This is a genomic window from Ferrimonas sediminicola (assembly GCF_005116715.1).
GTDB classification, from domain to species: domain Bacteria; phylum Pseudomonadota; class Gammaproteobacteria; order Enterobacterales; family Shewanellaceae; genus Ferrimonas; species Ferrimonas sediminicola.
Genome location: NZ_SWCI01000009.1, coordinates 50,507 through 72,985, shown reverse-complemented (window position 1 = coordinate 72,985; position 22,479 = coordinate 50,507). Strand labels below are relative to the sequence as shown.

Here is a 22,479-nt window from a genome sequence, read left to right as displayed (position 1 = left end):
GTCAGGGGCTGTCAGACAGCTCCTGGATGTACTGGATCAGTGCCTGGGTCTCGTCGTCGGTCAAGGGAAGGGGCGGCATCAGTGGCTGATACCCTTCAACCAGTTCTGCAGCAGGCTCGGTGATGGCCCGATGCAGGTAGGCCTCGTCGGCGATCAGGGTGCGGCCATCGGTCAGCGTCCGTTCACTCCCCGCCAGACCCAGCCAGCTGGGTCCCACTCCCGGGCTGCCGTCGAGGCTGTGACAGGCAATGCAGCCCTTGGATCGCGCCAGCCCTTCACCGGAGAGCGGATCGGCCGTGACCGCGCCCTCGGGGGCGGGGGGCGTCGCCGGCGCGGACTTCTCCCCTACCGGCGCCACGTCATCGGCCCCGGCGCTGCCGCCGCGCTCACGGATATAGGCGATGATGGCATCCAGTTGCAGTTCCGTAAGCGCCGGATAGGCAGGCATCACATTGGCATAGCCCTTAACCAGCCGGGCGCCCGGCTGGCGTATTGACTCGATCAGGTACTCCTCATCCACCGTCAGGGTGCTGCCGTCCGACAAGGTTTCCTGTTTGCCATAAAGCCCAAGCCAGCTGGGTGCCAGCGGACTGGACTCAAAGCCATGACAGGCCAGGCATCCCTGGGAACTGGCCAGGGTTTCCCCCTCCCTGGCCTGTGGGCTGAGATCGCTGGACCCTGACGCGGTCATACTGGCGGCGAAGGTAGGCAGTCCGGCCACCCAGGCCTGAAAAGACTCCGGCGACTCCACCAGCAGGCTGCCCCTCATGTTGAAGTGCCCCACCCCACACAGCTCGGCACAGAGGATCTCAAACTCCCCTTCCCGGGTCGGGGTAAACCACATGGAGGAGACGATGCCGGGCACGGCGTCGATCTTGTTGCGCATCTGGGGAACATAGAAGTCGTGCAGCACATCCTTGGAGCGCAGCAGCACCTTGACCGGCCTGTCCACGGGCAGGTGCAACCGGTTGCTGGCCACCAGGCGATCATCCTGACCCAATGGATCGGCCGGGTCTATGCCAAAGGGGTTGTCCGGGGTGATCCGCTTGATGTCGGTGCGCCCGAGCTGACCATCCTCGCCGGGCAGACGGAACTGCCAACTCCACTGCTGGGCCAACGCCTCAACCTGGTGGGCGTCCTCGGGGACACGGACCACATCGGAGTAGACATAGAGACCGGGCACCAGCATCACGGTGATCCCCAGGGCGGTTAACCCGGTCAGCCACCCCTCCAGCCTGGCGTTTTCCGGCTGGTAATGCGCCTGCCGCTCCCGGCGGTAGCGATATCGGTACACCGCCCAGGCCATAAACACCACCACGGCAATAAACACCAGGCCGGTGATGACCAGGGTGAGGGCAATGGTCAGATCGATGTTGCCCCAGTTGGAGGCCAACTCGGGCAGGCGCCATCCCCCGGCAAAATGAAACCCGAGGGAGAGGAGCAACAGGGCGATCAGGACGATGGCTATGGTCACAGGCGACATCCCATTTACCGCAATGACAACGGGGCCGGGCAGAAGCCTGAGCTGCAAAAGGTTTCCACCTCAGCGATAACCACTAAGACTAGAAGCGAATCTGGCACAGTGCCAAGGCCGACAGTGCAAAGCCCTGGTCAACGCCGAGTATTGGCGCCAATTTTGGAACAGTGAGTTCTCTCTTTTTTGGCGACTTTTTCATCAATCCCGATGGAGGCACCGCCAATATCTGGTATGATTCACGCCACTGGATGCGAGGGCGCAAGCCACACCAACACAGAGAAAAAAAGCCGGTGCGCATCGAGAATTGCCAGTTACATAAGTGACTTGGAGTGCTTAACCCAGTAGATGAACCTCAGGCCCCATCCCGGCCTTGAGGGAAGAGCCGCCCCAGAACAGCAATAACAGCAGGCCGGTCTCACCCATCATTGTGCGAATACAAGAACGCAGAGTTCTCATCTTGCGACCACGGTGGGAACGTGCACCGGAACCCGGGTCCATAGCCCGGCTTCGCACCCTGGCCCACGGCGCTCCCACTGCCTCTGGCACACCCTACAACCTCATAAAACAGGACAGTTGTCATGAGTCTCGCCGACAAAGTTTTGGCCGTTAACAACGATCTCCCCATTCGTACCGAACAGCCGGTACACAGCGGTAAGGTGCGCAGCGTCTACTGGCTCACCGCCGAAGACAGCGCTCGCCTGATCGAGGAGAAGGGCTACGACGTGGCCGCCGATGCTCCCCTGGCCATCATGGTGATCAGTGACCGCATCAGCGCCTTCGACTGCATCTGGCATGGCGAGAATGGGCTGGCCGGAGTGCCCGGCAAGGGGGCCGCCCTCAATGCCATCTCCAACCACTGGTTCAAGCTGTTCCGTGAACAGGGCCTGGCCGACAGCCACATCCTGGACATCCCCCACCCCTTCGTGTGGATCGTTCAGAAAGCGCGCCCGGTGATGATCGAGGCGATCTGCCGCCAGTACATCACCGGCTCCATGTGGCGCAGTTACACCAAGGGTGAGCGCGAGTTCTGTGGCATCCAGCTGCCCGAGGGTCTGGAGAAGGACCAGAAGCTGCCTGAACTGCTGATCACCCCCTCCACCAAGGGAATTCTCAAGGGGATTCCCGGGGTGCCGGAGGCGGACGACGTCAACATCACCCGTCAGGACATCGCCGACAACTACCAGGCGTTCAACTTCCGTGCTCCGGAAGACATCGAGCTCTACGAGAAGCTGCTCAAGGAGGGGTTCGATCTGATCAGCGACACACTGGCCAAGCTGGACCAGGTGTTTGTCGACACCAAGTTTGAGTTCGGCTATGTCACCGACAGCCAGGGCCAGGAGAAGCTGATCTACATGGACGAAGTGGGTACCCCCGACTCCTCGCGGATCTGGGACGGCCCCAGCTACCGCGATGGCATCGTGGTGGAGAACTCCAAAGAGGGGTTCCGTCAGATGCTGCTCAGCCACTTCCCCGATCCGGATATCCTGCTGAACAAGGATCGGATGGCGGAGCGCCAGGCCCTGGCCCGGGATAACGACCTGCCCGAATCGGTGCTGATGGAGGTGTCCCGCACCTATGTGGAGATCGCCGAGAAGATCACCGGGCAGGAACTGTTTCTCTCCGACAACCCCAAGGCGGAGATCATCCAGATCCTCAAGGAGCAGTACGGCCTGATCGACTGATCTCTTCGTCCGGCAGGCCGCCCGGGCGGCTTGCCGACGCCCCCGCCCCGGTTACTGCAGAAAACCCGCTTCGTGATCGATATATGAGTTTTGCTTAATTTAGATATTTCTTATATACAAGACGCAGCAACCGCTTTATCCTTGCCCGCACACCCATTTTCGCAAGGAAAACACCATGTCTTCGTTGAAAACCCTGCTGGTCGCAGCCCTGTCCCTGATCCTCAGCCTCAACCTGGCGCCGGCCCAAGCGTCTGAGCGCCCCCTCGACAGCCAGGCATTGGCCGGCGTTACCCAGGGAAAAGCGCTGTTTGATATCAACCTGGGAGAGCTGGAGAAGCTGCCTCTCTATCTTCAGGTCATCGAGATGACCTACGACGGGCTGGTCGCCCAAGGCGTAACGCCGGAGTTTGTCATCGCCTTCCGCGGCGCTGCGGTGCAGTTTATCGACAACAGCGACGCTACCGTCCCGGCCCGCCAGCAGATCGCAGCTCAAATCAAACAGCTGCACACCAAGGGGATCCGCCTGGAAGCCTGCTCCATCGCCACCGAGCTGTTCGGAGTCGACAACGGCCAGCTTCTTCCGGGCATCACTCCGGTAGGCAATACCTTCATCTCACTGATCGGTTACCAAGCCCAGGGCTACGCCACCGTGGTGATAATGTAAACGCGAAGGGGCCCCACGGGCCCCGGACGCTACACCTTGAACTGGGCGACAATCTGTCGCTGCTCGACCGACAGCTGCTGCAGCTCCTCACTCAGACCGGCGGACGCTTCCGCCTCGGCGGCGATGGAGCGACTGGCTTCACGAATGTTGCTGACATTCTGGCTGATTTCATTGGCCACCCCGCTCTGCTCGGCAGCCAGGTTGGCGATGGTGGCACCGTTGTCGGTGATGTGACGGATATGGGCCACGATCACCCGCAGCGCGTCGTCCATCGCCTGCACCTGGTTCACCGCCTCCAGCGCCTTGTCGTTGCCGCTGCTGATCGCCTGCACCACATTGCGGGTGCCCCCCTGCAGCAGTTCAATCAGGCGACGAATCTCCTCCACCGACTGCTGGGTGCGCTCCGCCAAGGCACGCACTTCCGAGGCCACCACCGCAAATCCCCGGCCCTGCTCACCGGCCCGGGCCGCCTCGATGGCGGCGTTGAGCGCCAGCAAGTTGGTCTGCTCGGCGATCTCCTGGATCACCTTGAGAATCGACTCGATGTTCCGGCTCTCCTGCTCCAGCTGACGGGCCATGGGCATCGCCTCTGAGACGTCCTGCACCAGGGACTGCACCGCCGTGCTGGTGTCACCCGCCACCTGCTGACCGGAGGCGGCAGCCTCACCGGCGGCCCCGGCGGCGTTGGCGGCCTGGGCGGCATTTTCCGAAACGCTGCCGGCGGTGGCGGTCATCTGCTCCAGGGCGGCGGCCACCTGCTCCATCTCCATCAGCTGCTGCTGACTGCTGTCGCTGGTGCGCACGGCAATCTCCGATGCCTGGCGTGAAGTCTGTTCTCCGCTGACCACCGACTGGTCGATGGCACTGACCGTGTCCTGCAGTTTCTCCAGGAACTGGTTGAAGCGGTGGGCAAGCACCCCTATCTCGTCGCGACTCTCCAGCGTCAGCCTCTGGGTGAGGTCCCACTCCCCGGACGCAATGGTGGTGATCCGTTCGGTGACCTTCTGCAGGGGCTTTACCAGTTGGCGGGTGGAGATCCCCACCAGCAACAGCGCCAGCAGCGAGATACCCAGGGCGACAACCACCTCCTCCCACAGGGCGTCGCGACCCAGCTCGGTCAGTCGACGATCCAGATCCGTGGCGGCCGCCAGCACCCGATCGGAGGGGGCGCTGATCGCCAGTCCCCAGTCGGTGGCGGCATCGCCGAAGTGAATGGGGACCCAGCTTCTCAGCTGGGCGCCATCGTCGCTCCACTGGGTCAGGGGCTGGCCGGCACTCTGCCAGCGCTGTACCTGCCCTCGGCGGATCAGGCCCGACTCCGGTAGCGGCGCCCCCAGGCCATCGCTGCCTCGATCCCAGGCCGCCACCAGTCCCCCCTGGCTGAGGAGAGCGACTTCGCCCTGGCCGTCAACCAGCCGCGCATCCACCGACTCGATGATCGGCTGCAGGGCGGCCAGGGAGATATCGATGCCGATCATCCCCACGGTCTCATCACCCTCCACCAGGGGATAGGTCACCGAGGTCATCAACATCTCCTGGTCACCGACATCATCCAGGTAGGGATCGAGGACGCAGGCCTTGTGCTCGCGCAGGGCGCAGCGATACCACTCACTCTCGGCGATGCCAAACTCGTTCAGGTCGGTGACGTGCAGATCCGACTCGAGCATGGTTTCCAGTTCGAACTGCCCCTGGCCCGCCCTGTACCAGTAGGGGGTGAAACGACCGACGCTGTTCGAGGCCAATCCGGCATCATCGACAAACTCGGCATCTGCCCCCAGGGCATCCCGGTTCATCACCATGTAGACACCGAGGATGTCATCGTACACGGACAGGTTGTGCTTCAGGAACGCGACCAGCCGATCCCTCTGCAGGGCGCCGCTCTCCCCGCTTTCACGGGACTGTGCCCTCAGGAACAGCGCTCCCTGCGCCAGGGCACGGCCCCGGATCAGGTTTCTGTTGATGATCGACTGAATGACTTGAGACTGCTCTGCGGCCAGGACCTGCAGGTGTTGCTCTGCCGACTTCTGCAGATTTTGCGCCGTTTGGTCGCGTGAGATGGTCTGAAGCTCATCGGAATGGTAGAGAGAGAATGTAACCAGGATGCCCAACGCCAACATCAGGCAGCTTCCAGCAATCAGTGAGATCTTGCGGTGAATATAGTGTGTCTGTTCCATCGTCCTACAGCCGCCCGGTACCGTGACTAACTAACGAGATGGAAGCAAATGTATACAGATGTATTTACAGTGTAAACAATGACGTTCTCCCATCGGCTCAAGGCATTAGGTGAATCACATTCTGGAAACAGGTTCATTTACAAGCACAAAAATCGCTCACCACCGAGTTGCAAGCAGCCTAGAAATTTGGTTGCCCATACAACCGCTGGTGACTGAACCGTCCGCGCCAGGGCGGCAGCACCCGCTAGCGCTGGCTGCCGCAGTTCAGCTTGAGGGAGAAACCCGGCGCGGTTGTCAGCGATTCTGGCCGGCACACAGCCCGCAGCAGTTGCCTTGCCTGGGCGCGAGTCGGGGGCGCCCCGTCCGTGCCATAGGCCCAGAGGTAGAACGCGTCGAGGGCTGCAAGGGACTCGCCCTCCAGCCCCTGTCGCAACCGCCGATGCCCACCCGGTTTGCCGGCGACATAGGCCTCCAGGACCCGGGACATCCCCAGCGGATCCTGACGGGAGAAGGAGCGCCAGTAACTCCGCCTGAGCCGCCTTTCTTCGGCCCCGCCCTTTGCCCCTTTGAGTGCCAGCGTCAGGCTCGTGAGCGACAGCAGAGACAGCACCACCAGGAACAGCAGCATCTGCGCGCGTCGCTGGTGCCACAGCCGGTAGAACCACGGCGGCAACGGGCCCCCGGCCTTCCAGGTAACCGCCGCCACCTCGGCACTTTCCAGCCGGGAGTGGTCCAGGTTCCACCAGCTCACCCTCTGGGGTGAGATGGTGAAGGTTCCGGGGCGCTGGACGATGTAGGTCACCTGCTCGGTGCGGCGACCCACCGGCTCTCCCCGGCTGTTGCGGTAGTTTTGGAGCTGAGCAGGCCTGCGGTATTGACTGGCTCCCTCCAGCTCCGGCAGAGACAGAGACGGCAGCAACATGGCATCCACTCCGGAGGCCATGATCGAATAGGTCAGTGTCACCGCGTCCCCCACCTTGAGATCATCCTCGGCGTCGATGGCGCTGTGACTCAGGGTCAGTTGAGGAGTCACCAGCGGCTGACGCCCCTCGGGCCATTCGGGTGGCCGCCGGACATCGATACTCAGCGGCGCCGAGGCCACCGTCACCTGGCGATACCGGTCACTGGGCCGATCGTAATAAACCAGCTGCATCTCGATGGGAGCCAGAACCAGAGTCCCCTGCCGCCGGGGGTAGATTTCGAACTGCCGGGTCAATATCTCTTTCGGACGATCAACCTGCTTCTCCGTATCCCGGTCAAACTCCTGGCCGGGATCATGGATCACCAGGGCGTCCTTCAGCCCCGGCTGGCGCAGCGCCACCCGCCCCCAGAGGCGCCCATCCAGGGCCAGGGTCAGCTTCACCGGCAATCGACCGTTGACGTAGTAGGGGCCCGCCTGCAACAGTTCCAGCCGAACCTCCACCCCGGGGTCGCTGCGGTTGATGCTGACCACGTTGGCCAGGGCCAGCAGCGGCATCATCGCCACCAGCAGGATCCAGCCCCTCACCGCTGCGCTTCCTCAAGGGCGCGCCGGTACTCCATGGCGAACTTACGCTTTAAAAATGGCTGGGGGCTGATCTGCAGCTTTCTCAGCCAGGCCTCTTTGGGTATCCCCTGTTGCATGCTCTCCTCCGCTGTTCGCTCCGCGCCCTGCCGTTGTCCCTGACCATTGGCCCTCCCCCGGCTGTCACCCAGCTCCGGGGCCACCTGCTGCCTGCCATCGGCCGACTTGCGCCCCGAGTCCTGCTTTTCCATCTCGGCGATCAACGTCTCCACCACCTCCAAATTGATGCGGGCGGCCCCCAAACGGGGATTCTCCCTGAGTAGCCGACGATAACCCGCCTGGGCCTGGCGATAATGTTGACCATGGGCTAACGCGTTGGCCCGGGCGAAGGCGGCCAGTTCGCCGTTCACCTGCTGGTACAGCCGGGCACTGTGCCCGAAATCCCCGGCCGCGTAGCCGGCAAACGCCCGCCAGTGCAAATCCTCGAAACGGGACGCCGCCTCCCGGTATCGTCCCAGTTGAAACAGCAGTCGCCCCTGCTGGTCCCGGCTTAAGAACGCATCGGCCGCCCCCTGGGGGTAGAGGCCGCTGACCAGGATGAGCAGCAACACGGCGGCTAGGGGCCAAAAGCCCCGGAACCGGGCCAGTGGCCGCAGCCGGTCTCTCAGTCTGGACACCATCACAACCTCCATCCACGGCGAAACCACAGCAGCCCCAAAGGCAGCTGCAGCCACAGCAGCAGATAGCCGGCGTCGTACCAGGGCTGTTCACTGTTGCCGCTGCGCCTCATCTGCACCCCGAGCTCCCCGAGGATCTGCTCGATGTCGCCGTCATCATGGGCAAAAGGCACCAGCTCGCCTCCGGCGATCTCCGCCAGGGACGACAGGCGCCGCTGCGATTCCGGCGCTATTCGCCCTGGGTCCGCCACCTGCCATAGGAGCAGGCGGTGCGGACCGCCTGCCAGGTGCGCCTCGAACGGCCTCAACGCCTCGGAGGGGACATCATCGGTGATCAGCAGCAGGGTGGCCGGCTCACCATTATGGCTGAACAGCTCTTCCGCCAGGGGCAGCACCCCGGCCGGTCTATCCCCCTCACTGGGCATCACCTTAGGGTCCAGGGCATCCAGCAGGTGCCACATCATCCGCCGGTCGTCCGTAGCTGGCATCGCCAGGTGGGCGCTGCCCGCATAGGCCACCAGGGCGGTTTGGCCATCCCCCCGCCGCCTCATCAGCTCAACGATCTTCTGCTTGGCGCGGACCAGGCGGGTCGGGCTCAGGTCGGTGGCCTGCATCGACTCCGACAGCTTCAAGGCGATCACCAGCAGGGAGCGGTCACTGGCCATGGGCGCCTCGGTGCGATACCAGCTCGGTCCCGACAGCGCCAGGATGAGCAACATGAATTGACACAGCCACAGTCGCCTTGGGGCCCGGGCCCGAAAACGATCGCCGGGTACCGTCATCGCCGCAAGCATCTCCGAGGAGAGCAGGCCGCTCCAGCGGCCCATGGCCCCCCGCGACGCTCTCAGGCGGCGGTATCCCCACACCAGTGGCAGCAGTAACACCAGCCAGCCGGGACGCAGGAGATGAAACTGGGACAGGGTGGTCCAGTCAACCATCGGCCCGGCCCCGCTGCCGCCACCCTGACAGCCCCATAAGAGGCAATGACACCGCCAGCCACAGGCTGAGGGGCCAATGGTGCAGGCTGTGTTTCGGCCGGTGGACACGGCGGCCCCGCAGGCTCGGCTCCAGCCGGTTCAGCTCGGCATTGATGGCCAGCAACTGGTTGCGATCGGCGGCGCGAAAGTCCCGGCCACCGGTGATGCTGGCGATCTCCGCCAACTGGCGGAAATCAGGCTGGTTTTGGTCGCCGGATCCGGGGTCGCCAATGGCGATGGTGTGGATGCGGATACGGTGCCTGGCGGCCAACTGGGCCGCCTCCAGGGGGGGCACCATCGACGCGTTGTCCTTGCCGTCGGTGATCAGCACCAACACCCGGTTGCCGGTCCTGGCCTGCTGAAAGGCATGGACCGCCAGGCCGATGGCATCCCCAATGGCGGTCATGGAGCCGGCCATCCCCTGTTCACTGCTCATCAGCAGCTGCAGCCAGGCATCCAGGCTGTCGGTGAAGGGGGTTTGCAGGAATGGCTGGTCGGCAAACAGGATCAGCCCCAGCCGATCATCGCGACGCGCCTGGGCAAAACGGGCCATCATCTCCTTGACCCCCTGGACCCGGTCCATTGTTCTCTCTCCCTCGACAAAATCGGTTTCATTCATGGAGCGGGAGAGATCGATGGCCACCATGATCTCCCGCGCCGCCACCGGCAGCGCTACCGGCGGTGCCAGCCAGAGCGGCTTCGCCAGGCTCAGGCACAGTGCCACCCAGCCAGTCACAACCACCACCTGTTGCACCGAGGCTTGCCCGGGCACCACCCTGGCGACACCACCAAGCCCTCGGTGAAGGCACGCCAGTTCGTCAAACAGCGGAAAGCGCAGGCTCTCCTCCCTGATCTCAAACGGACGGCAGCAGTACTGAACCAGCAACGGCAGTGGCAGTAGCAGCAGCGCCCATGGATGGCCAAGCTCAAACATCTCTCCTCCTGTGATCGCGAACCCAATTTCGGACCTGACCCAGCAGTTGAGTCATCTCAATCTCACTGAGGGGATCGGGCATATAGGCCAGCCGGTACAGCAGTCCGTGGGCGCGGCCTGCAAAGTCACAACCCGGACAGCGGCTGTCCAACCAGGCCTCCCAGTCCCGGCCCGACAGAGGGGCCACCTCACGGCGACCGTCGCTGCAGAGGGCCACTTTACGCAGCAGGGCGGGAACCCTGGCGTACTCCGGTCTGGGGCTTGCGACACGGTAGGGAGGCAGGGCATCGAGCCAGGCCAGGGCCTGACGCCGATATCGGTTCGCACGGTATCTCAGGTAGCTGTTCCGCGCCCACCGGGCGGTGACGGCCGCCAGGCACAGCGCCAGCACCCACCAGCCATAGCCATGAAGCTGCCAGGCCAGCTCCGGCGGAGGCGGTGTTTCGACGAAGGGATCCAACTTGGGGTTGCCCCACCCCAGGCCAAACCGGTTCAACGGCCTGTCCCCAGGCTGGCGCGGAGCTGGAGGTCTGTCGGCTGGGTGGTGGTGACGGCGATCCTGGTCATGGGCAGGGTGTCCGCCAGGAGGCTGAACCGGGCGTCGAAGCGAAGCCAACGGCGACGGTACGCACTCGCCACAGGGCCGCCCCCGTCAAACCTGAGTTGACGATCACCGTCGCTGACCACAAGGTTATCCATCTGGGGCAGTTGCCGCTCCAGCGGGTCGCTGATCTGCAGCATCACCACCTGGTTGTCGCTGGTCAACGGCTTCAGCAGTTGGGTGTCTTCGTCGCCCCAGCCCAGGCCGTCGCTGATGAGGATCAGCAACCATCCTCTTGTCACCCGGGAAGCAATCCTGCTCAGCCAGGGGGTCAGCGTCTGTCCGCCGCCCCCCGCTACCGCCGTCAGCTCCTGGTTGAATCCCGCCAGCGCCGCCAGCGCCCGGCTCAGGTGCAGGCGGCTGCTGCCGGGAGCAAACATCTCGCTGCGCCTGTCGTTAAAGATGAGAGCCGCCACCCGATCGCCCTGGTGACGGCAGGCCCAGGCACACAATGCCGCCGCTTCCGCGGCGATGACCGACTTGGTTTTGCCCTGGCTGCCGAAAAACATCGACTGCCGCTGGTCCACCACCAACAGCACCCTTCGCTCCCTCTCTTCACTGCAGAGGCGAACATAGGGCCGCCCAGCCCTGAGGGTCAGCTTCCAGTCCAGGGCGCGGATGTCGTCCCCATGCTGATAGGGGCGCATCTCTTCGAAAGTGCTACCCTGCCCCAACAGCCGGGAGCGGTGGGCTCCGGGGTGAAGCCAACTGACCGGGGCGGGCGCCTTGGCGCCAAGAGACTTGGCCGCCTCCTCCAGCGCCATCAGTTCGGCAAGGCTCACATGGATGTTTCCCGCCACGGTTCAGGCCACCACGGCCTGGAGCAACAGCTCATCGATGATCTGGTCGGCAGTGACACCCTGAATCCTGGCGTCATAGCTGAGCAGCAGGCGGTGACGCAGTACCCGGTGCACCACGGCCCGAATATCATCGGGATCGACAAACCTCTTTCCCTGCAGGAAGGCGTGGGCCCTGGCACAGCGGTGGAGAGCCACGCTGGCCCGAGGGCTGACCCCCGCCAGCAGCCACCCCTTCAACGGAGAGTCTGCCAGCCGCTCCGGCTCCCGGGTCAGCATCACCAGGCCGACGATGTACTGGGTGATCGCCTCACTGACATGAACCTGCTGCACCGCCTTGCGGCCAAGTTCCAGCCAGCCAGGCGTCAGCGCCAGGGTTGCTCCCTTGCTCCCCTCCTCGCGATGCACCAGGTCGATGATCGCCGCCTCAGATTGCTCATCGGGGTAGGGAAGCATCACCTTCATCAGGAAGCGGTCCAACTGGGCCTCCGGCAGCGGGTAGGTCCCCTCCTGCTCCAGGGGGTTCTGGGTCGCCAGGACCAGAAACAGCTCCGGCAACCTGTGGGTACGCCCGGCGACCGTCACCTGGCGCTCCTCCATCGCTTCCAGCAGCGCCGCCTGAACCTTGGCGGGCGCCCGGTTGATCTCATCGGCCAGGAGCAGGTTGTTAAAGACGGGACCGGGCTGAAACTGGAGCCGGTGCTGTCCAGAGGACTGCTGATACACCTCGGTTCCGGTGATGTCGGAGGGCAGTAGGTCAGGGGTGAACTGGATGCGGCCGAAGTCGACCCGCATCGCCCGCGCCAGGCTCTTGATGGCCCGGGTCTTGGCCGTGCCAGGCATCCCCTCCAGCAGCAGGTTGCCGTTTGTCAGCAAGGCGATAAGCAGGGCCTGGGTCAAGTCGGTCTGCCCGATCACCGATTGATTCATGTGGTGCTGGAGCTGTTGAAACGGGGCCAGAGGGGTCGTCATAGTTTAGGCGCAGGTGAACTGAATTTGGCCTAGGACTTTAACCGGTCGACAGGAGAAGAAAATGGAGCAATCTCCCAGGTTTTCCGGGGAAAAATTTCACTCTGAGGCGACGGGATGGCCGCCGGCTTGGCCGAGGAGGGCAACCCTCTGGATAACGAGAGGGGGCAGCAGCCCGCCCAAGGCGGCCGCAGAGGCCGTCAGCGACCCGGGACCCTGACCTCTATATGCCGTGCGCCTCGGCCCAGCTCTTCAACTGCTCCAACACCGCCAGCGACGAGCGGCCGAACTCGGTTATCTCGTAGGCCACGGCAATGGGGCGGTCACTGAGCACCTGACGTCGCACCAGGCCTTGCTCCTCCATCTCCTTGAGCCTCTGATTGACCATCTTCTTGCTGGCACCACCGAGGATACGGGCCAGATCGTTGAAGCGAACCGGCCCCTCTTTCAGGTGCCACAGTATCGACCCCTTCCATTTGCCGCCGATGATCCTCATCCCCCGTTCGATGGGACAAGGCTCCAGACAGGGGGCAAGCGCCTGCTTTCGCCCCTGCTGATCCTGAGTCACTCTGGCCTGGGTCATGACCTCTCCTTGCGTGGTTACTAAAAGTATACTGGTTGACGATGGTAACCAAGGATACCAGAATGCGCATCAGAACAACATTCCCCCTCGCATTGGAGACCAGTACCATGAACGTTTTGCTGATCAACACCCACCAGCCCTACCCCTTCTCCGAAGGCAAACTCAGTGCCGCCATGATCGACCTGGCCGCAGAGATGGCCCGAGGTAAGGGACACCAGGTACAGACCACAGTGATGACCACCCCCTATGAGGTGCAGACCGAGATCGACAAGCACCTGTGGGCCGACCTGGTGATCCTGCAGATCCCGGTCAACTGGATGGGGGTCCCCTGGAGCTTCAAGAAGTACATGGATGAGGTCTACACCGCCGGCATGATGGGCGCCCTGTGCGAGGGTGACGGACGCCGCCGCGAGGATGCCGGCCGCCAGTATGGCAGCGGCGGCAAGCTCGGCAGCCGCTACCTGCTCTCCCTCACCTTCAACGCGCCGGCGTCGGCGTTTGACGACCCGGACCAGCAGCTGTTCCGGGGCAAGGGCGTGGACGACCTGATGTTCCCCATGCACATGAACCTGCGCTTCTTCGGCATGGCGCCCCTGCCCACCTTTTCCGCCTTCGATGTGATGAAGAACCCGAAGACCGAGCAGGATCTCATCCGCTTTCAGCAGCACCTGAGCCAGATCCTTTAAGGAGAGACACCATGAGTCATGCCCCAACCACCAAGTTGGCCGCCGGCCAGCCCTTCCCCGAGCTGGTTGTGACCCGCCCTGACGGAGAACCGCAGCGCCTGGGCCAGCCGCGCCCCGAGACCGGCACCGACTGGCATCTGGTGCTGGTCTACCGCGGTCGCCACTGCCCGCTGTGCACCAGGTACCTGAACCAGCTGGAAGGGTTCCGCGAAGAGCTGAAGGAGATCGGCGTGGACATCATCGCCGTCTCCGCCGATTCCAAACAGCAGCTGCTGGATCACCGCTCGACACTGGAGGTGAGCTTCCCCCTGGCCTGCGGCCTGACCCAGGAACAGATGGAGGCCCTGGGACTCTATGTCTCCCTGCCCCGCTCCGACCAGGAGACCGACCACAACTTCGCCGAACCCGGCCTGTTCGTGGTCAACGAGCAGGGCAACCTGCATGTGGTGGATATCTCCAACAACCCCTTCGTCCGGCCGGAGTTGCGGACACTGGTCAACGGCCTGCGCTGGATTCGCGATCCGGACAACCACTACCCCATTCGAGGCACCCGTCAGTGGCCGGAGTCGACGCTGATCTACAGCTAGAGCGGTATTGGCTCGATTAAGCAAAGAGGATGGCGTTTGCCATCCTCTGTCCTTTCAGTCCGTCGCATCGCCGAGACCTGGCCAAGCCCCGAACATTGAACCGTAGGGTTCAAGCGTCCAGATCCCGCCAGGCCCACCCCCGCTGCGGCAGCTTCCACACCGGCTCCTGGACAGTCGACTTGTCATGAAGCTGGCACCTCAAGGCACCCGTTCTGCCTTGATATCAGTACTGGGCTATCCTGATAGTTTCAGCAGACTCGAACTTGAGTTTGATGGCAGGTTGATGACTCATAAATTGTGAGCATGAGGTTTGCTTAATTGAGTATTGGCCAAGATCAATCCAAAGCCGTGGTTTTCAGGTTCTGAACCAGAGCACAAAGTAGAATACCGGGTAGATCATGTGACACCCATATCGCAGTCATCAATTCCTAAGGAGCGGGATACAGTCATGGACAATAACTTTAGCGACAGATTGCGTGAAGCAGTGGCTTATCGAAAGCAGACACGGCTTCCCAACGTCAACCTCATTATCTCTTTTGTCTCTCTCTCTACCCTTGCCTACATCGTACTTGCTCTGTTTGCCATCCCATCAGGAACCCTGCCTGATTACCACTTCGTAAACGAAGGCGGTGCAATAACCGCCCTGTCGGCAATCTATCTGGCGATGGCAAGCTCCTTCTCCATGGGCGCGCTGGCGGTAACCATTCGAGCCAAAGACTCCAACGTCTGGCCTTGGGTCATCATGACGTTGGGATTCGGAGTTCTGGCGTTGGATGAACTGCTTCAGTTTCACGAGCGCTTTGGCTCCGTCCTTGGTCAATACATGGAGTCCGGCATGTTCAGGAACTGGAATGATGTCATCGTCATACTCTATGGCGTTGTAGCGTTACTCATTGTGGCATCAATCTTACCGAGTCTAATCAGGTGCAAGATGTTGCCCGAGCTCTTTGTCATAGGTTTTGTCTTCTACGGAATCCACACGTTTATTGATGCGACCCAGGAACCAAGGACCGTAGTTTCTGCCATTTTTGAAGAATCCGCCAAACTCCTCTGCGTACTATTTTTAGCACTCGGATCATTTGTTGGCTTCCTCGGAATTTTATGGAACTTTAACCCTGCAAACAGTGCAGTGAAACGTTCATAGATAATCACACAGGGCCTCAAGATTAACGCCCCGCTTTGGTTTTATCCCTTGTGTAACGACACTGGTCGGCGCCGACCAGCCTGCTGGCATCGGCTGCAGGGCGCAGCCGTTGCTGGACACCTCTAGATTGACAAAGTTGGGCTTCCACAAAATGGGGGCCTTGTCATTGTCTCTCCTTCGTCCGGCCGGAGCTGCGGACTCAGGTCAACGGCCTGCGCAGGATTCGCCAACGGGCAACCGCTATCCGGGGCGCCCATTTGGGAACGGAGTAGGAGCTGAACTGCAGGTCATCGGTATTGGCTCGATAAAGGCTAGAGGATGGCTAAAGCTAGCCTCTTTTGGTTTAGGGTCTCCGTTTTGGTGCCAAAGCGCATGATTGGAGCTGTCCTTGGTTGGCGCTATTCGTACGACCATTTAAACAAAAGATGTAAGCTTGGCCCTTGAGCCAAGCTTACGTCCGCGGCCTAGCCCTTAGGTAAGGGTATATAACTGGAATGTATTACTCGCCAATTCACCACGAATGGTGATGGAATATTTCAATGTTTCTACAGAATCAATAAAGTCAGGCAAATTGCCAGGTGTAAACTGGTAGACCCCTTGACTTACTTCAATCATCTCTCCATCACAGCCTGTGGTTTTGGCGTCGCAAACAAACCGTTTCGCTTCGTGCCATGGAACTGAGAAAGAGGAATCCTTGTGTCCTGGAAAACCAAGATACATCACCTCATAGCTAGATGCCGCATCGGTGATTACCTGCCCCTGTTCATTGGTTAACCTAAAGTTTATGGACAAGGTATCTTGACTCACCGAGTCAACAGTCAACCGAATGCTGTCAGCCTGGCTCAATGTCACACTTGCATCCGGAATATCGGGAATCGTGGTTTCACTCCCATCGGAGCCACACGCCGTTACCCACCAAACTAGAGATGAAACTAAAATGATCTTTCGCATCCTGCACCCCCCCCTATTTGTGGCAACTATTGCAACTGCCATCATCCGCATGTTCGGGGATGCCCCCCAACTGCTCATGAGAAGAGTGGCAAGTCTGACATTCAACCTTGGCGTTCACATCGGCGGCAACATATCCATCGGGTTCAAGAGCGGTTGGCTTATGACAAGCTGCACACTCTACATTTCCCTCGGCACCTCTTTCAGCGGAAAGCGTGCCCACCAAAGATTGATTCAAAAACTCCACAGTAATAAAGGCGATTTCTGCGGTTATCTGAGCACAGCGCTCTAATTTAGCGGCGTGTTTAGCTCCAAACTTGCTCGCCGCAGACCAGTTGGTTACGGATGTATGGCAAAGAATTGAGTTGGCAACTGACTGGCCAATTAATTCGGCGTTGAGCAGCTCGCCATCGTCAGCTTGACGTGTCGGCGCACCGATCGAGTTGAGGAAATCGCTATCGCCCCTTGGCATCGGAGTCTTTTCGTAGTAACGAAAGACAGCGTCAATCACTGCGGCACGATCAACGCCAGCCAACATGTTGACAGCCATTGCGGAAGCATTCACACAACCACAAATTGACCCCCATCCGTTTACCCCCCCACCGCCATACACGGTGATATTTGTTGGAATAGCCGAGAAACGACATGCATCTTCATGGCCCTGACTGGCCAACTCCTTGACGATGGCGTCAAAGACACCATACATACACCCACCTCGGGCATAGCCGGCATAAGCATGGCGGGCCACTCTGATGGGATCGAGCTTTGCGTACGTCAGGAGACTGTTGCCGAGCTGTTGACCTCCCTCACTACCTATACCAATGGCCTCATCCGTCGGGCAAACATCAGAAGCGAGCAGAGCTGGCGATACCATCCCGACTCCCGCGGCCATTCCGGCAAAGCCAAGCATCTTTTCCATGGCCTGACGTCTATCTATGCTCATAATCATCTCTCCATAATGCTAGAAAACGCTATTCTGTATTTCCGAAATCCACAATACAGAATTATAATATCCTTAAATATCAACAACTTAAGTTATTGATAGGGAGATGATAGTACAAAAAGTTGATTACAATCGGGCATCGATCACACTTTTGATTCTGCCGATTCATCTTATGCTGCTTTAGGAAAAATGGGGCTATTCAGGATCAGGCGGTTGTCGTACTGGTAGCGATTCGCCCGGGCGCAGGTACGGCTGACCCCTGCCAGCCGGCTGCGCAGCCATCCCAGCTACACCGGTGGCCAACTTCGTATGCGGGGCGCCTCCCCCTTGTCCGCAGTCTCGTTAACGTCCGCCATAGAGAGAAGCTGACTTAAACCACATGAAAACAAGCCCTTCGCCAGACACCTTCTAAACTTGCCATTATGGTCGCAAACATTAGAGGATCTTCTCATGGTACGATTTTGGTACCCCCCCTCTTTACCGCAGAGTTTGCCGGCCGCGACCATGATCCAGTTAAAGTCTTGAGGTAGTGATGAGTTAGCTGAGAAATGAAGGAAGATCCAACCCTTCTCTTGTCTGCGACCAAGCCGGTGTCAGTGTGGCAAACAGGTGATAGCCAGGTGTCGCCCCTTCATTGAGGTTGGTTTGCACCATCACCACTGGGTCTCCGTCTAGCCCCTGAAGCATTCGGGAGGCGGCCCCAAAATGCTCCATCGAGATGTCTCCCCCTCCCAGCAGCGTTAGTACCAATGCACCAATCTGACCACCTTGGTCATGTGCCCGCTGTTCCAAGTCGCATACTGCCTTGTAGACCGCCAGCGGCACACTGTCATAGGGAAAACCCGTTTCAGCTCTCTGCTCGAACAGCTCTCCTTGGTCCAGGCATCGGCGCACATCTGCCCAATCGACACAGGAGAGGGAGAAACCGCAGCTCACATGGGCCAGCAGGTTCAGCACCGCGTGCAACTGAATTTGGCTTTTCAGCTTGTAGACCGGGGTATCACCCAGGGCGGCTCGGATGCAGCCTTCGCTCTCCTCATCGGTCTCCGTCAACAGGAACAGAGCCTCGACGGGAACACGCCTCAGCATTAAGCCAAGTTCGCCGTCATCGCTTTCATCACCCAGAAAATCACCATCGACAAAGAGGAAATGGCAGGACGCCTCGGTAATGAGCCCGGGTTCATCAGCCCGGTGGTGTTCAACATAACCCAAGGGCCAGTGGGCCAGAAAATCACTCACGGCGCTCTCCATCCTCGGCCCAATTGTTGTAAATACCTTCAGTAACTGACCTTGATTCATCTTTTTCTCTCCGCCTGCGGCTGGCTATCATCACAACCGGGCAACAGCAGTTATTCAAAATGGCCTAAATGAGATGTGGCTTCATCCGTTTGATGCAATGCACTGTTCGACGCACTCTGCTGGCACTCCATATTCAAGCGCACTGCTCGGGCCGATGATGATGCCGAACCATCTCACCGCGCTCCTTTCGCGAGTGTACCGATAACTCCCCCCTTTCGGAAAGCTGTGCTTCAACAGTGTGTTGAAGCACTCGTGTGACCCTCTTAACCGGGAAATTTTAAAAGCACAGACGTAGAGCAGGGTATCTGTTGCCGTAGTGAACTGGGTATGAGTCAGGCCCAACACCCGGTTACCGGCACAAAAAAGCCGGTGCGGATGCACCGGCAAACCACTACAGACAGAGATAGTCAGGGAGCGGGACGGCAATCCTCGATGACGATGCCGTCCCTGGGCAGGCTGCCGGGTGCCACCCAGGTCACCTCGGCCCCCAGCTTGAGCAGCGCCCGGGCCAGGGTGGCCACTTCGGACTCCGGCAGGGTCGGCTGGCCCTCAGGCTCGCACAGCAGGGTCAGGCGATCGTTGTGCTGGTGGCGCTCCACCCGGGCGCGGATGCGGCTCATTCCCGCCACCCGGTTGCGCAGCCTTTCCAGCTGCACCGGGTGAACAAACATCCCCTTCACCTTGGTGGTCTGATCCGCCCGCCCCATCCACCCCTTGATGCGGCCGTTGCTGCGGCCGCAGGGGCTGGTCCCTGTCATCATCGCCGACAGGTCGCCGGTGGCGAAGCGGACTAGCGGATAGTCGCGGTTGAAGCTGGTGACCACCACCTCGCCCACCTCACCGTCGGCCACGGGCTCACCGCTGCCGGGACGGACGATCTCCACCAGGAGATCCTCCGCCAGCACCAGCCCCTGATCCGGCTCACTCTCGTAGGCGATGAGTCCGATGTCCGCGGTGGCGTAGGCCTGGCGCACTTGGATCCCCGCCTCCAGGAACAGCTGGCGCAGGGGCCCGGGCAGCGCCTCGCCGGTGACCAGGGCGTGGGTGAATGAGAGGCTCTGGTCCTTCTCCGCCGCCCGGTCCAGCAGGATCTTCAGGAACGAAGGGGTGCCGCAGTAGCCCTGGGGCCTTAAGCTGGCGTTGATCTCCAGCTGCAGTTCGGTCTGGCCCGGCCCAGCCGGGATCACGGTGCAGCCGCAGGCGCGGGCACCGGAGTCGAGGATAAAGCCGCCGGGACTGAGGTGGTAGGAGAGGCAGTTCTGCACCAGCTGCCCTGGGCGAAAGCCGGCGGCATAGAAGGCCCGGCCCATGCGCCACCAGTCGTTGCCGGTGTTCTCCGGCTCGTTGATGGGACCGGGAGACTGGAACAGCCGCTCCACCCTGCCCCCCTCCGGGTTGAGCCCGCCCAAGGGACCGCGCTCCTGCTGCAGCTCAATCAGCTGGGATTTGCGGGTCACCGGCAGAGTGGCCAAGGCTTCCCGGCTGTCTAATGGGCCCTCCAGCTGCGCCAGCAGCGCCCCGTAGTAGGGGCTGCGGCTGCGGGCAAAACCGATAAACTCATCCAGTTGCGTCAGCAACCCCGCCTCACGCTCGGCAGGATCCAGACACTCCTTGTCATCGAAAAACTCGCTCATACCAACCTCCTTAGAGCCAGCGTTTGCGCCGCTTGTAGGATTTGAGGTTCTTGAAGCTTTTGCGCTCCTCGTTGCCGCCGCCCAGGTAGAACTCCTTCACATCCTCGTTATTCAGCAACTGCTCCCGGGTGCCGTCCAGCACGATCTTACCCGACTCCATGATGTAGCCGTAGTGGGCCGCCTTCAGGGCGTAGTTAGCGTTCTGCTCCACCAGCAGCATGGTGATCCCCTGCTCCCGGTTGATCTTCTCGATGATGGCGAACACCTCCTTCACCAGCAGCGGCGACAGCCCCATGGAGGGCTCGTCCAGCAAGATCATCCTGGGGCGGGCCATCAGCGCCCGGCCGATAGCCAGCATCTGCTGCTCACCGCCTGACAGGTAGCCGGCCAGGCCGGTGCGCTCCTTCAGGCGGGGGAAATAGTCGAACACCATCTCGATGTCCGCCGCCACCTCGTTGTCGCTGCGGGTGTAGGCCCCCAGCTTGAGGTTCTCGATCACCGTCATATCCTCGACGATGCGACGCCCCTCCATCACCTGGAAAATGCCACCGCGGACGATCTCCTCGGCGTGAGCGGTGTCGATGCGTTGGCCCATGAAGTGGATGTCCCCCCGGGTCACCTCGCCATCTTCGGTCTTGAGCAGACCGGAGATCGCCTTGAGGGTGGTGGACTTGCCGGCGCCGTTGGGGCCCAGCAGGGTGACGATCTTGCCCTGGGGCACCTCGATGCTGACCCCGCGGAGCACCTGGATCACCTCGTCGTACACCACCTCAATGTTGTTGACCGCCAGCACCGGCGCTTCGGTCTGAATCTGAACTGCAGCTTCTGTCATGGGGACTCCTCATTCCTTGACCGGGGCGCCGGGGCGCCCCACTTGCTTGTTGGGTTGACCGGCTCAAAATCCCAGCCAGTCGTCACGGCGCTCCAGGGTCATCTGGCTGACCCGTTCGACCTGAACGTTGCCGTCGTTGTAGTTACCCTTGTAGATGTTCACCTGGTTGATGCCGCGGTGATCCTCTTCGCTCCAGTTGGCGGCCAGACACACCCCCTCGAGCCCCTTGGGCACCCAGTTGTCGCGGGCGTACATCCCCTTCTTGATGTTCTCACCGGTGATGCCGCCGTTGGCCTTGGCCCACTCCATCGCCTCCTTCATGTAGTAGGCGGAGCACACGCCGCGAATGTAGTGGTGCAGGCGCTCCTCCTTGCCGGAGGGATCGGAGACCCTGGAGATCGCCCGCACCAGCTTCATGCCGGGGACATCGTCGGTCCAGAACGGGGTCATGGTGGGGAAGATGTAGTCCTTGATCCCCTCGCCGGCGGCCTCGAACACCTTCTTGTCGCCGCCCCAGATGTTGGACATGAACTGGATGTCGGTGCCCACGGTGTTGCAGGATTTCACCAGGGACAGTACCGAGCCCCCCAGGTTGCCGATGTAGCCGTAGTTGGTGCCGGAGCTCTTCAGGCTCAGGCACTGGGCCTTGAAGTCACCTGGCTTCATGGAGATCACCACCGGAGGCATCACCTCGAAGCCCAGCTCGGTGGCGTAGGCCGCACAGGCCTCCTTGGGCGCATTGGGATAGGGGTGGTTGGCGCCGATGTGGGTGAACTTGGGCTTGCCGCCGTTACCCTTGGCCTTCCAGTCTTGGGCGGCCCACTGCACCAGGCCACGGCAGGCGTCGGAGTAGGAGGCGCCGTAGAAGAAGTTGTAGGGTGCCGGCTTGGAGGTGTTGGGGTTCTTGCCCTGAGGATCGGTCAGGTGACCGGAGTAGGAGGCGGAGTAGACCGGGATCTCATCCTTGGCGACGAAGGAGATCAACGCCTCGGTGTCGGCGGTGCCCCATCCCTGCATCGCCACCATCCCCTTGCGGGATTTCCACTTCTTGTAGGAGGCGATCGCCTGGGGCACCTTGTAGGCGTAATCGATGGTCTCGAACTCCAGCTTGGTGCCGCTGATGCCGCCGTGCTCGTTGATGTAGGTCATGGCATCGCGTACGCCGTCGGCGTACACCTTGCCCACGAAGGCGGTGGGGCCTGACATGTCGGCCAGGTGGCCAACGAATACCGAGTCCTCGGCCAGGGCCGGCGCGGCCATGGTCAGGGCCGCAGTGGCGGCAAAGAAAGCAGATCTCTTATACATAGTTATCGTCCCTTGGTTTACGGGCGCCACAGGCCCGATTTCCGTTGTAGGGGACGCCCGAC

At 61.1% G+C, this 22,479-nt stretch carries 21 protein-coding genes; 5 read left to right on the top strand and 16 right to left on the bottom strand.

Going from position 1 to position 22,479, the window contains the following annotated elements; genetic code table 11:
- Position 1 precedes the first annotated feature (1 nt).
- The gene (locus FCL40_RS13690) at positions 2-1,474 is read right to left on the bottom strand and encodes a cytochrome c oxidase subunit II (protein WP_136853871.1); all 1,473 of its coding nucleotides are present in this window, start codon (positions 1,472-1,474) and stop codon (positions 2-4) included.
- A 581-nt stretch (positions 1,475-2,055) separates the two neighbouring features.
- Between FCL40_RS13690 and FCL40_RS13685 the strand changes: the two genes are divergently transcribed.
- The gene (locus tag FCL40_RS13685) at positions 2,056-3,159 is read left to right on the top strand and encodes a phosphoribosylaminoimidazolesuccinocarboxamide synthase (RefSeq protein ID WP_136853870.1); all 1,104 of its coding nucleotides are present in this window, start codon (positions 2,056-2,058) and stop codon (positions 3,157-3,159) included.
- Between the two features lie 175 nt (positions 3,160-3,334).
- Positions 3,335-3,823, top strand: a complete 489-nt coding sequence (locus FCL40_RS13680; protein WP_136853869.1) for a DsrE family protein — start codon at positions 3,335-3,337, stop codon at positions 3,821-3,823.
- Positions 3,824-3,852: 29 nt separating this feature from the next.
- Here the strand turns inward: FCL40_RS13680 and FCL40_RS13675 are convergent, their stop codons facing one another.
- From FCL40_RS13675 to FCL40_RS13635, 9 genes are all read right to left on the bottom strand, one after another.
- Positions 3,853-5,940: a methyl-accepting chemotaxis protein gene (locus tag FCL40_RS13675; protein ID WP_169307129.1), complete on the bottom strand. Its 2,088-nt coding sequence runs from the start codon at positions 5,938-5,940 to the stop codon at positions 3,853-3,855.
- 301 nt (positions 5,941-6,241) lie between these two features.
- Positions 6,242-7,504: a BatD family protein gene (locus FCL40_RS13670; protein WP_136853867.1), complete on the bottom strand. Its 1,263-nt coding sequence runs from the start codon at positions 7,502-7,504 to the stop codon at positions 6,242-6,244.
- Positions 7,501-8,178, bottom strand: coding sequence for a hypothetical protein (locus tag FCL40_RS13665; RefSeq protein WP_169307128.1), 678 nt, complete (start codon positions 8,176-8,178; stop codon positions 7,501-7,503). Before FCL40_RS13665 ends, FCL40_RS13670 begins: the two co-directional genes overlap by 4 nt.
- Before the next feature lie 2 nt (positions 8,179-8,180).
- Positions 8,181-9,116: a vWA domain-containing protein gene (locus tag FCL40_RS13660; RefSeq protein ID WP_136853865.1), complete on the bottom strand. Its 936-nt coding sequence runs from the start codon at positions 9,114-9,116 to the stop codon at positions 8,181-8,183.
- Positions 9,109-10,089 carry a VWA domain-containing protein gene (locus FCL40_RS13655; protein WP_136853864.1) on the bottom strand — a complete coding sequence of 327 codons (981 nt, stop codon included), beginning with the start codon at positions 10,087-10,089 and terminating at the stop codon, positions 9,109-9,111. Before FCL40_RS13655 ends, FCL40_RS13660 begins: the two co-directional genes overlap by 8 nt.
- Entirely contained in the window at positions 10,082-10,585 is a 504-nt protein-coding gene (locus FCL40_RS13650) for a DUF4381 domain-containing protein (protein WP_169307127.1), read from the bottom strand. The genes FCL40_RS13655 and FCL40_RS13650 overlap by 8 nt, the downstream gene beginning before the upstream one ends.
- Positions 10,582-11,472, bottom strand: a complete 891-nt coding sequence (locus FCL40_RS13645) for a DUF58 domain-containing protein (RefSeq protein ID WP_136853862.1) — start codon at positions 11,470-11,472, stop codon at positions 10,582-10,584. Before FCL40_RS13645 ends, FCL40_RS13650 begins: the two co-directional genes overlap by 4 nt.
- A 21-nt stretch (positions 11,473-11,493) precedes the next feature.
- Positions 11,494-12,459: an AAA family ATPase gene (locus FCL40_RS13640; protein ID WP_136853861.1), complete on the bottom strand. Its 966-nt coding sequence runs from the start codon at positions 12,457-12,459 to the stop codon at positions 11,494-11,496.
- Positions 12,460-12,679: 220 nt separating this feature from the next.
- Positions 12,680-13,039, bottom strand: coding sequence for a winged helix-turn-helix transcriptional regulator (locus FCL40_RS13635; RefSeq protein WP_136853860.1), 360 nt, complete (start codon positions 13,037-13,039; stop codon positions 12,680-12,682).
- A 107-nt stretch (positions 13,040-13,146) separates the two neighbouring features.
- Here FCL40_RS13635 and FCL40_RS13630 point away from each other — a divergent pair, with 107 nt between their 5' ends.
- From FCL40_RS13630 to FCL40_RS13620, 3 genes are all read left to right on the top strand, one after another.
- Positions 13,147-13,725 (top strand): NAD(P)H-dependent oxidoreductase, encoded by a 579-nt coding sequence (locus FCL40_RS13630; RefSeq protein WP_136853859.1) that lies wholly within the window; start codon positions 13,147-13,149, stop codon positions 13,723-13,725.
- An 11-nt stretch (positions 13,726-13,736) separates the two neighbouring features.
- The gene (locus FCL40_RS13625) at positions 13,737-14,312 is read left to right on the top strand and encodes a redoxin domain-containing protein (protein ID WP_136853858.1); all 576 of its coding nucleotides are present in this window, start codon (positions 13,737-13,739) and stop codon (positions 14,310-14,312) included.
- A 448-nt stretch (positions 14,313-14,760) separates the two neighbouring features.
- Positions 14,761-15,456, top strand: a complete 696-nt coding sequence (locus tag FCL40_RS13620; protein WP_136853857.1) for a hypothetical protein — start codon at positions 14,761-14,763, stop codon at positions 15,454-15,456.
- A 471-nt stretch (positions 15,457-15,927) separates the two neighbouring features.
- Here FCL40_RS13620 and FCL40_RS13615 read toward each other — a convergent pair whose 3' ends face one another.
- From FCL40_RS13615 to FCL40_RS13590, 6 genes are all read right to left on the bottom strand, one after another.
- Positions 15,928-16,407, bottom strand: coding sequence for a hypothetical protein (locus FCL40_RS13615; protein WP_136853856.1), 480 nt, complete (start codon positions 16,405-16,407; stop codon positions 15,928-15,930).
- A 13-nt stretch (positions 16,408-16,420) separates the two neighbouring features.
- Positions 16,421-17,347 carry a C-GCAxxG-C-C family (seleno)protein gene (locus tag FCL40_RS13610; RefSeq protein WP_136853855.1) on the bottom strand — a complete coding sequence of 309 codons (927 nt, stop codon included), beginning with the start codon at positions 17,345-17,347 and terminating at the stop codon, positions 16,421-16,423.
- A 537-nt stretch (positions 17,348-17,884) separates the two neighbouring features.
- Positions 17,885-18,586, bottom strand: coding sequence for a hypothetical protein (locus FCL40_RS13605; RefSeq protein ID WP_136853854.1), 702 nt, complete (start codon positions 18,584-18,586; stop codon positions 17,885-17,887).
- Between the two features lie 467 nt (positions 18,587-19,053).
- Positions 19,054-20,280: a phenylacetate--CoA ligase family protein gene (locus FCL40_RS13600; RefSeq protein WP_136853853.1), complete on the bottom strand. Its 1,227-nt coding sequence runs from the start codon at positions 20,278-20,280 to the stop codon at positions 19,054-19,056.
- A gap of 10 nt (positions 20,281-20,290) precedes the next feature.
- On the bottom strand, positions 20,291-21,112 hold the full coding sequence (locus FCL40_RS13595; protein ID WP_136853852.1) for an ABC transporter ATP-binding protein: 822 nt from the start codon (positions 21,110-21,112) through the stop codon (positions 20,291-20,293).
- Positions 21,113-21,175: 63 nt separating this feature from the next.
- Positions 21,176-22,417: an ABC transporter substrate-binding protein gene (locus FCL40_RS13590; RefSeq protein ID WP_136853851.1), complete on the bottom strand. Its 1,242-nt coding sequence runs from the start codon at positions 22,415-22,417 to the stop codon at positions 21,176-21,178.
- Positions 22,418-22,479: the final 62 nt, after the last annotated feature.

Excerpts from the sequence above, each read along its gene's own strand:
- FCL40_RS13590 (WP_136853851.1), bottom strand. The coding sequence starts at position 22,417 with ATGTATAAGAGATCTGCTTTCTTTGCCGCCACTGCGGCCCTGACCATG.
- FCL40_RS13655 (WP_136853864.1), bottom strand. The coding sequence starts at position 10,089 with ATGTTTGAGCTTGGCCATCCATGGGCGCTGCTGCTACTGCCACTGCCG.
- FCL40_RS13660 (WP_136853865.1), bottom strand. The coding sequence starts at position 9,116 with ATGGTTGACTGGACCACCCTGTCCCAGTTTCATCTCCTGCGTCCCGGC.
- FCL40_RS13680 (WP_136853869.1), top strand. The coding sequence starts at position 3,335 with ATGTCTTCGTTGAAAACCCTGCTGGTCGCAGCCCTGTCCCTGATCCTC.
- FCL40_RS13685 (WP_136853870.1), top strand. The coding sequence starts at position 2,056 with ATGAGTCTCGCCGACAAAGTTTTGGCCGTTAACAACGATCTCCCCATT.
- FCL40_RS13600 (WP_136853853.1), bottom strand. The coding sequence starts at position 20,280 with ATGAGCGAGTTTTTCGATGACAAGGAGTGTCTGGATCCTGCCGAGCGT.
- FCL40_RS13620 (WP_136853857.1), top strand. The coding sequence starts at position 14,761 with ATGGACAATAACTTTAGCGACAGATTGCGTGAAGCAGTGGCTTATCGA.
- FCL40_RS13630 (WP_136853859.1), top strand. The coding sequence starts at position 13,147 with ATGAACGTTTTGCTGATCAACACCCACCAGCCCTACCCCTTCTCCGAA.
- FCL40_RS13625 (WP_136853858.1), top strand. The coding sequence starts at position 13,737 with ATGAGTCATGCCCCAACCACCAAGTTGGCCGCCGGCCAGCCCTTCCCC.
- FCL40_RS13675 (WP_169307129.1), bottom strand. The coding sequence starts at position 5,940 with ATGTTGGCGTTGGGCATCCTGGTTACATTCTCTCTCTACCATTCCGAT.
- FCL40_RS13635 (WP_136853860.1), bottom strand. The coding sequence starts at position 13,039 with ATGACCCAGGCCAGAGTGACTCAGGATCAGCAGGGGCGAAAGCAGGCG.
- FCL40_RS13615 (WP_136853856.1), bottom strand. The coding sequence starts at position 16,407 with ATGCGAAAGATCATTTTAGTTTCATCTCTAGTTTGGTGGGTAACGGCG.
- FCL40_RS13640 (WP_136853861.1), bottom strand. The coding sequence starts at position 12,459 with ATGACGACCCCTCTGGCCCCGTTTCAACAGCTCCAGCACCACATGAAT.
- FCL40_RS13610 (WP_136853855.1), bottom strand. The coding sequence starts at position 17,347 with ATGAGCATAGATAGACGTCAGGCCATGGAAAAGATGCTTGGCTTTGCC.
- FCL40_RS13595 (WP_136853852.1), bottom strand. The coding sequence starts at position 21,112 with ATGACAGAAGCTGCAGTTCAGATTCAGACCGAAGCGCCGGTGCTGGCG.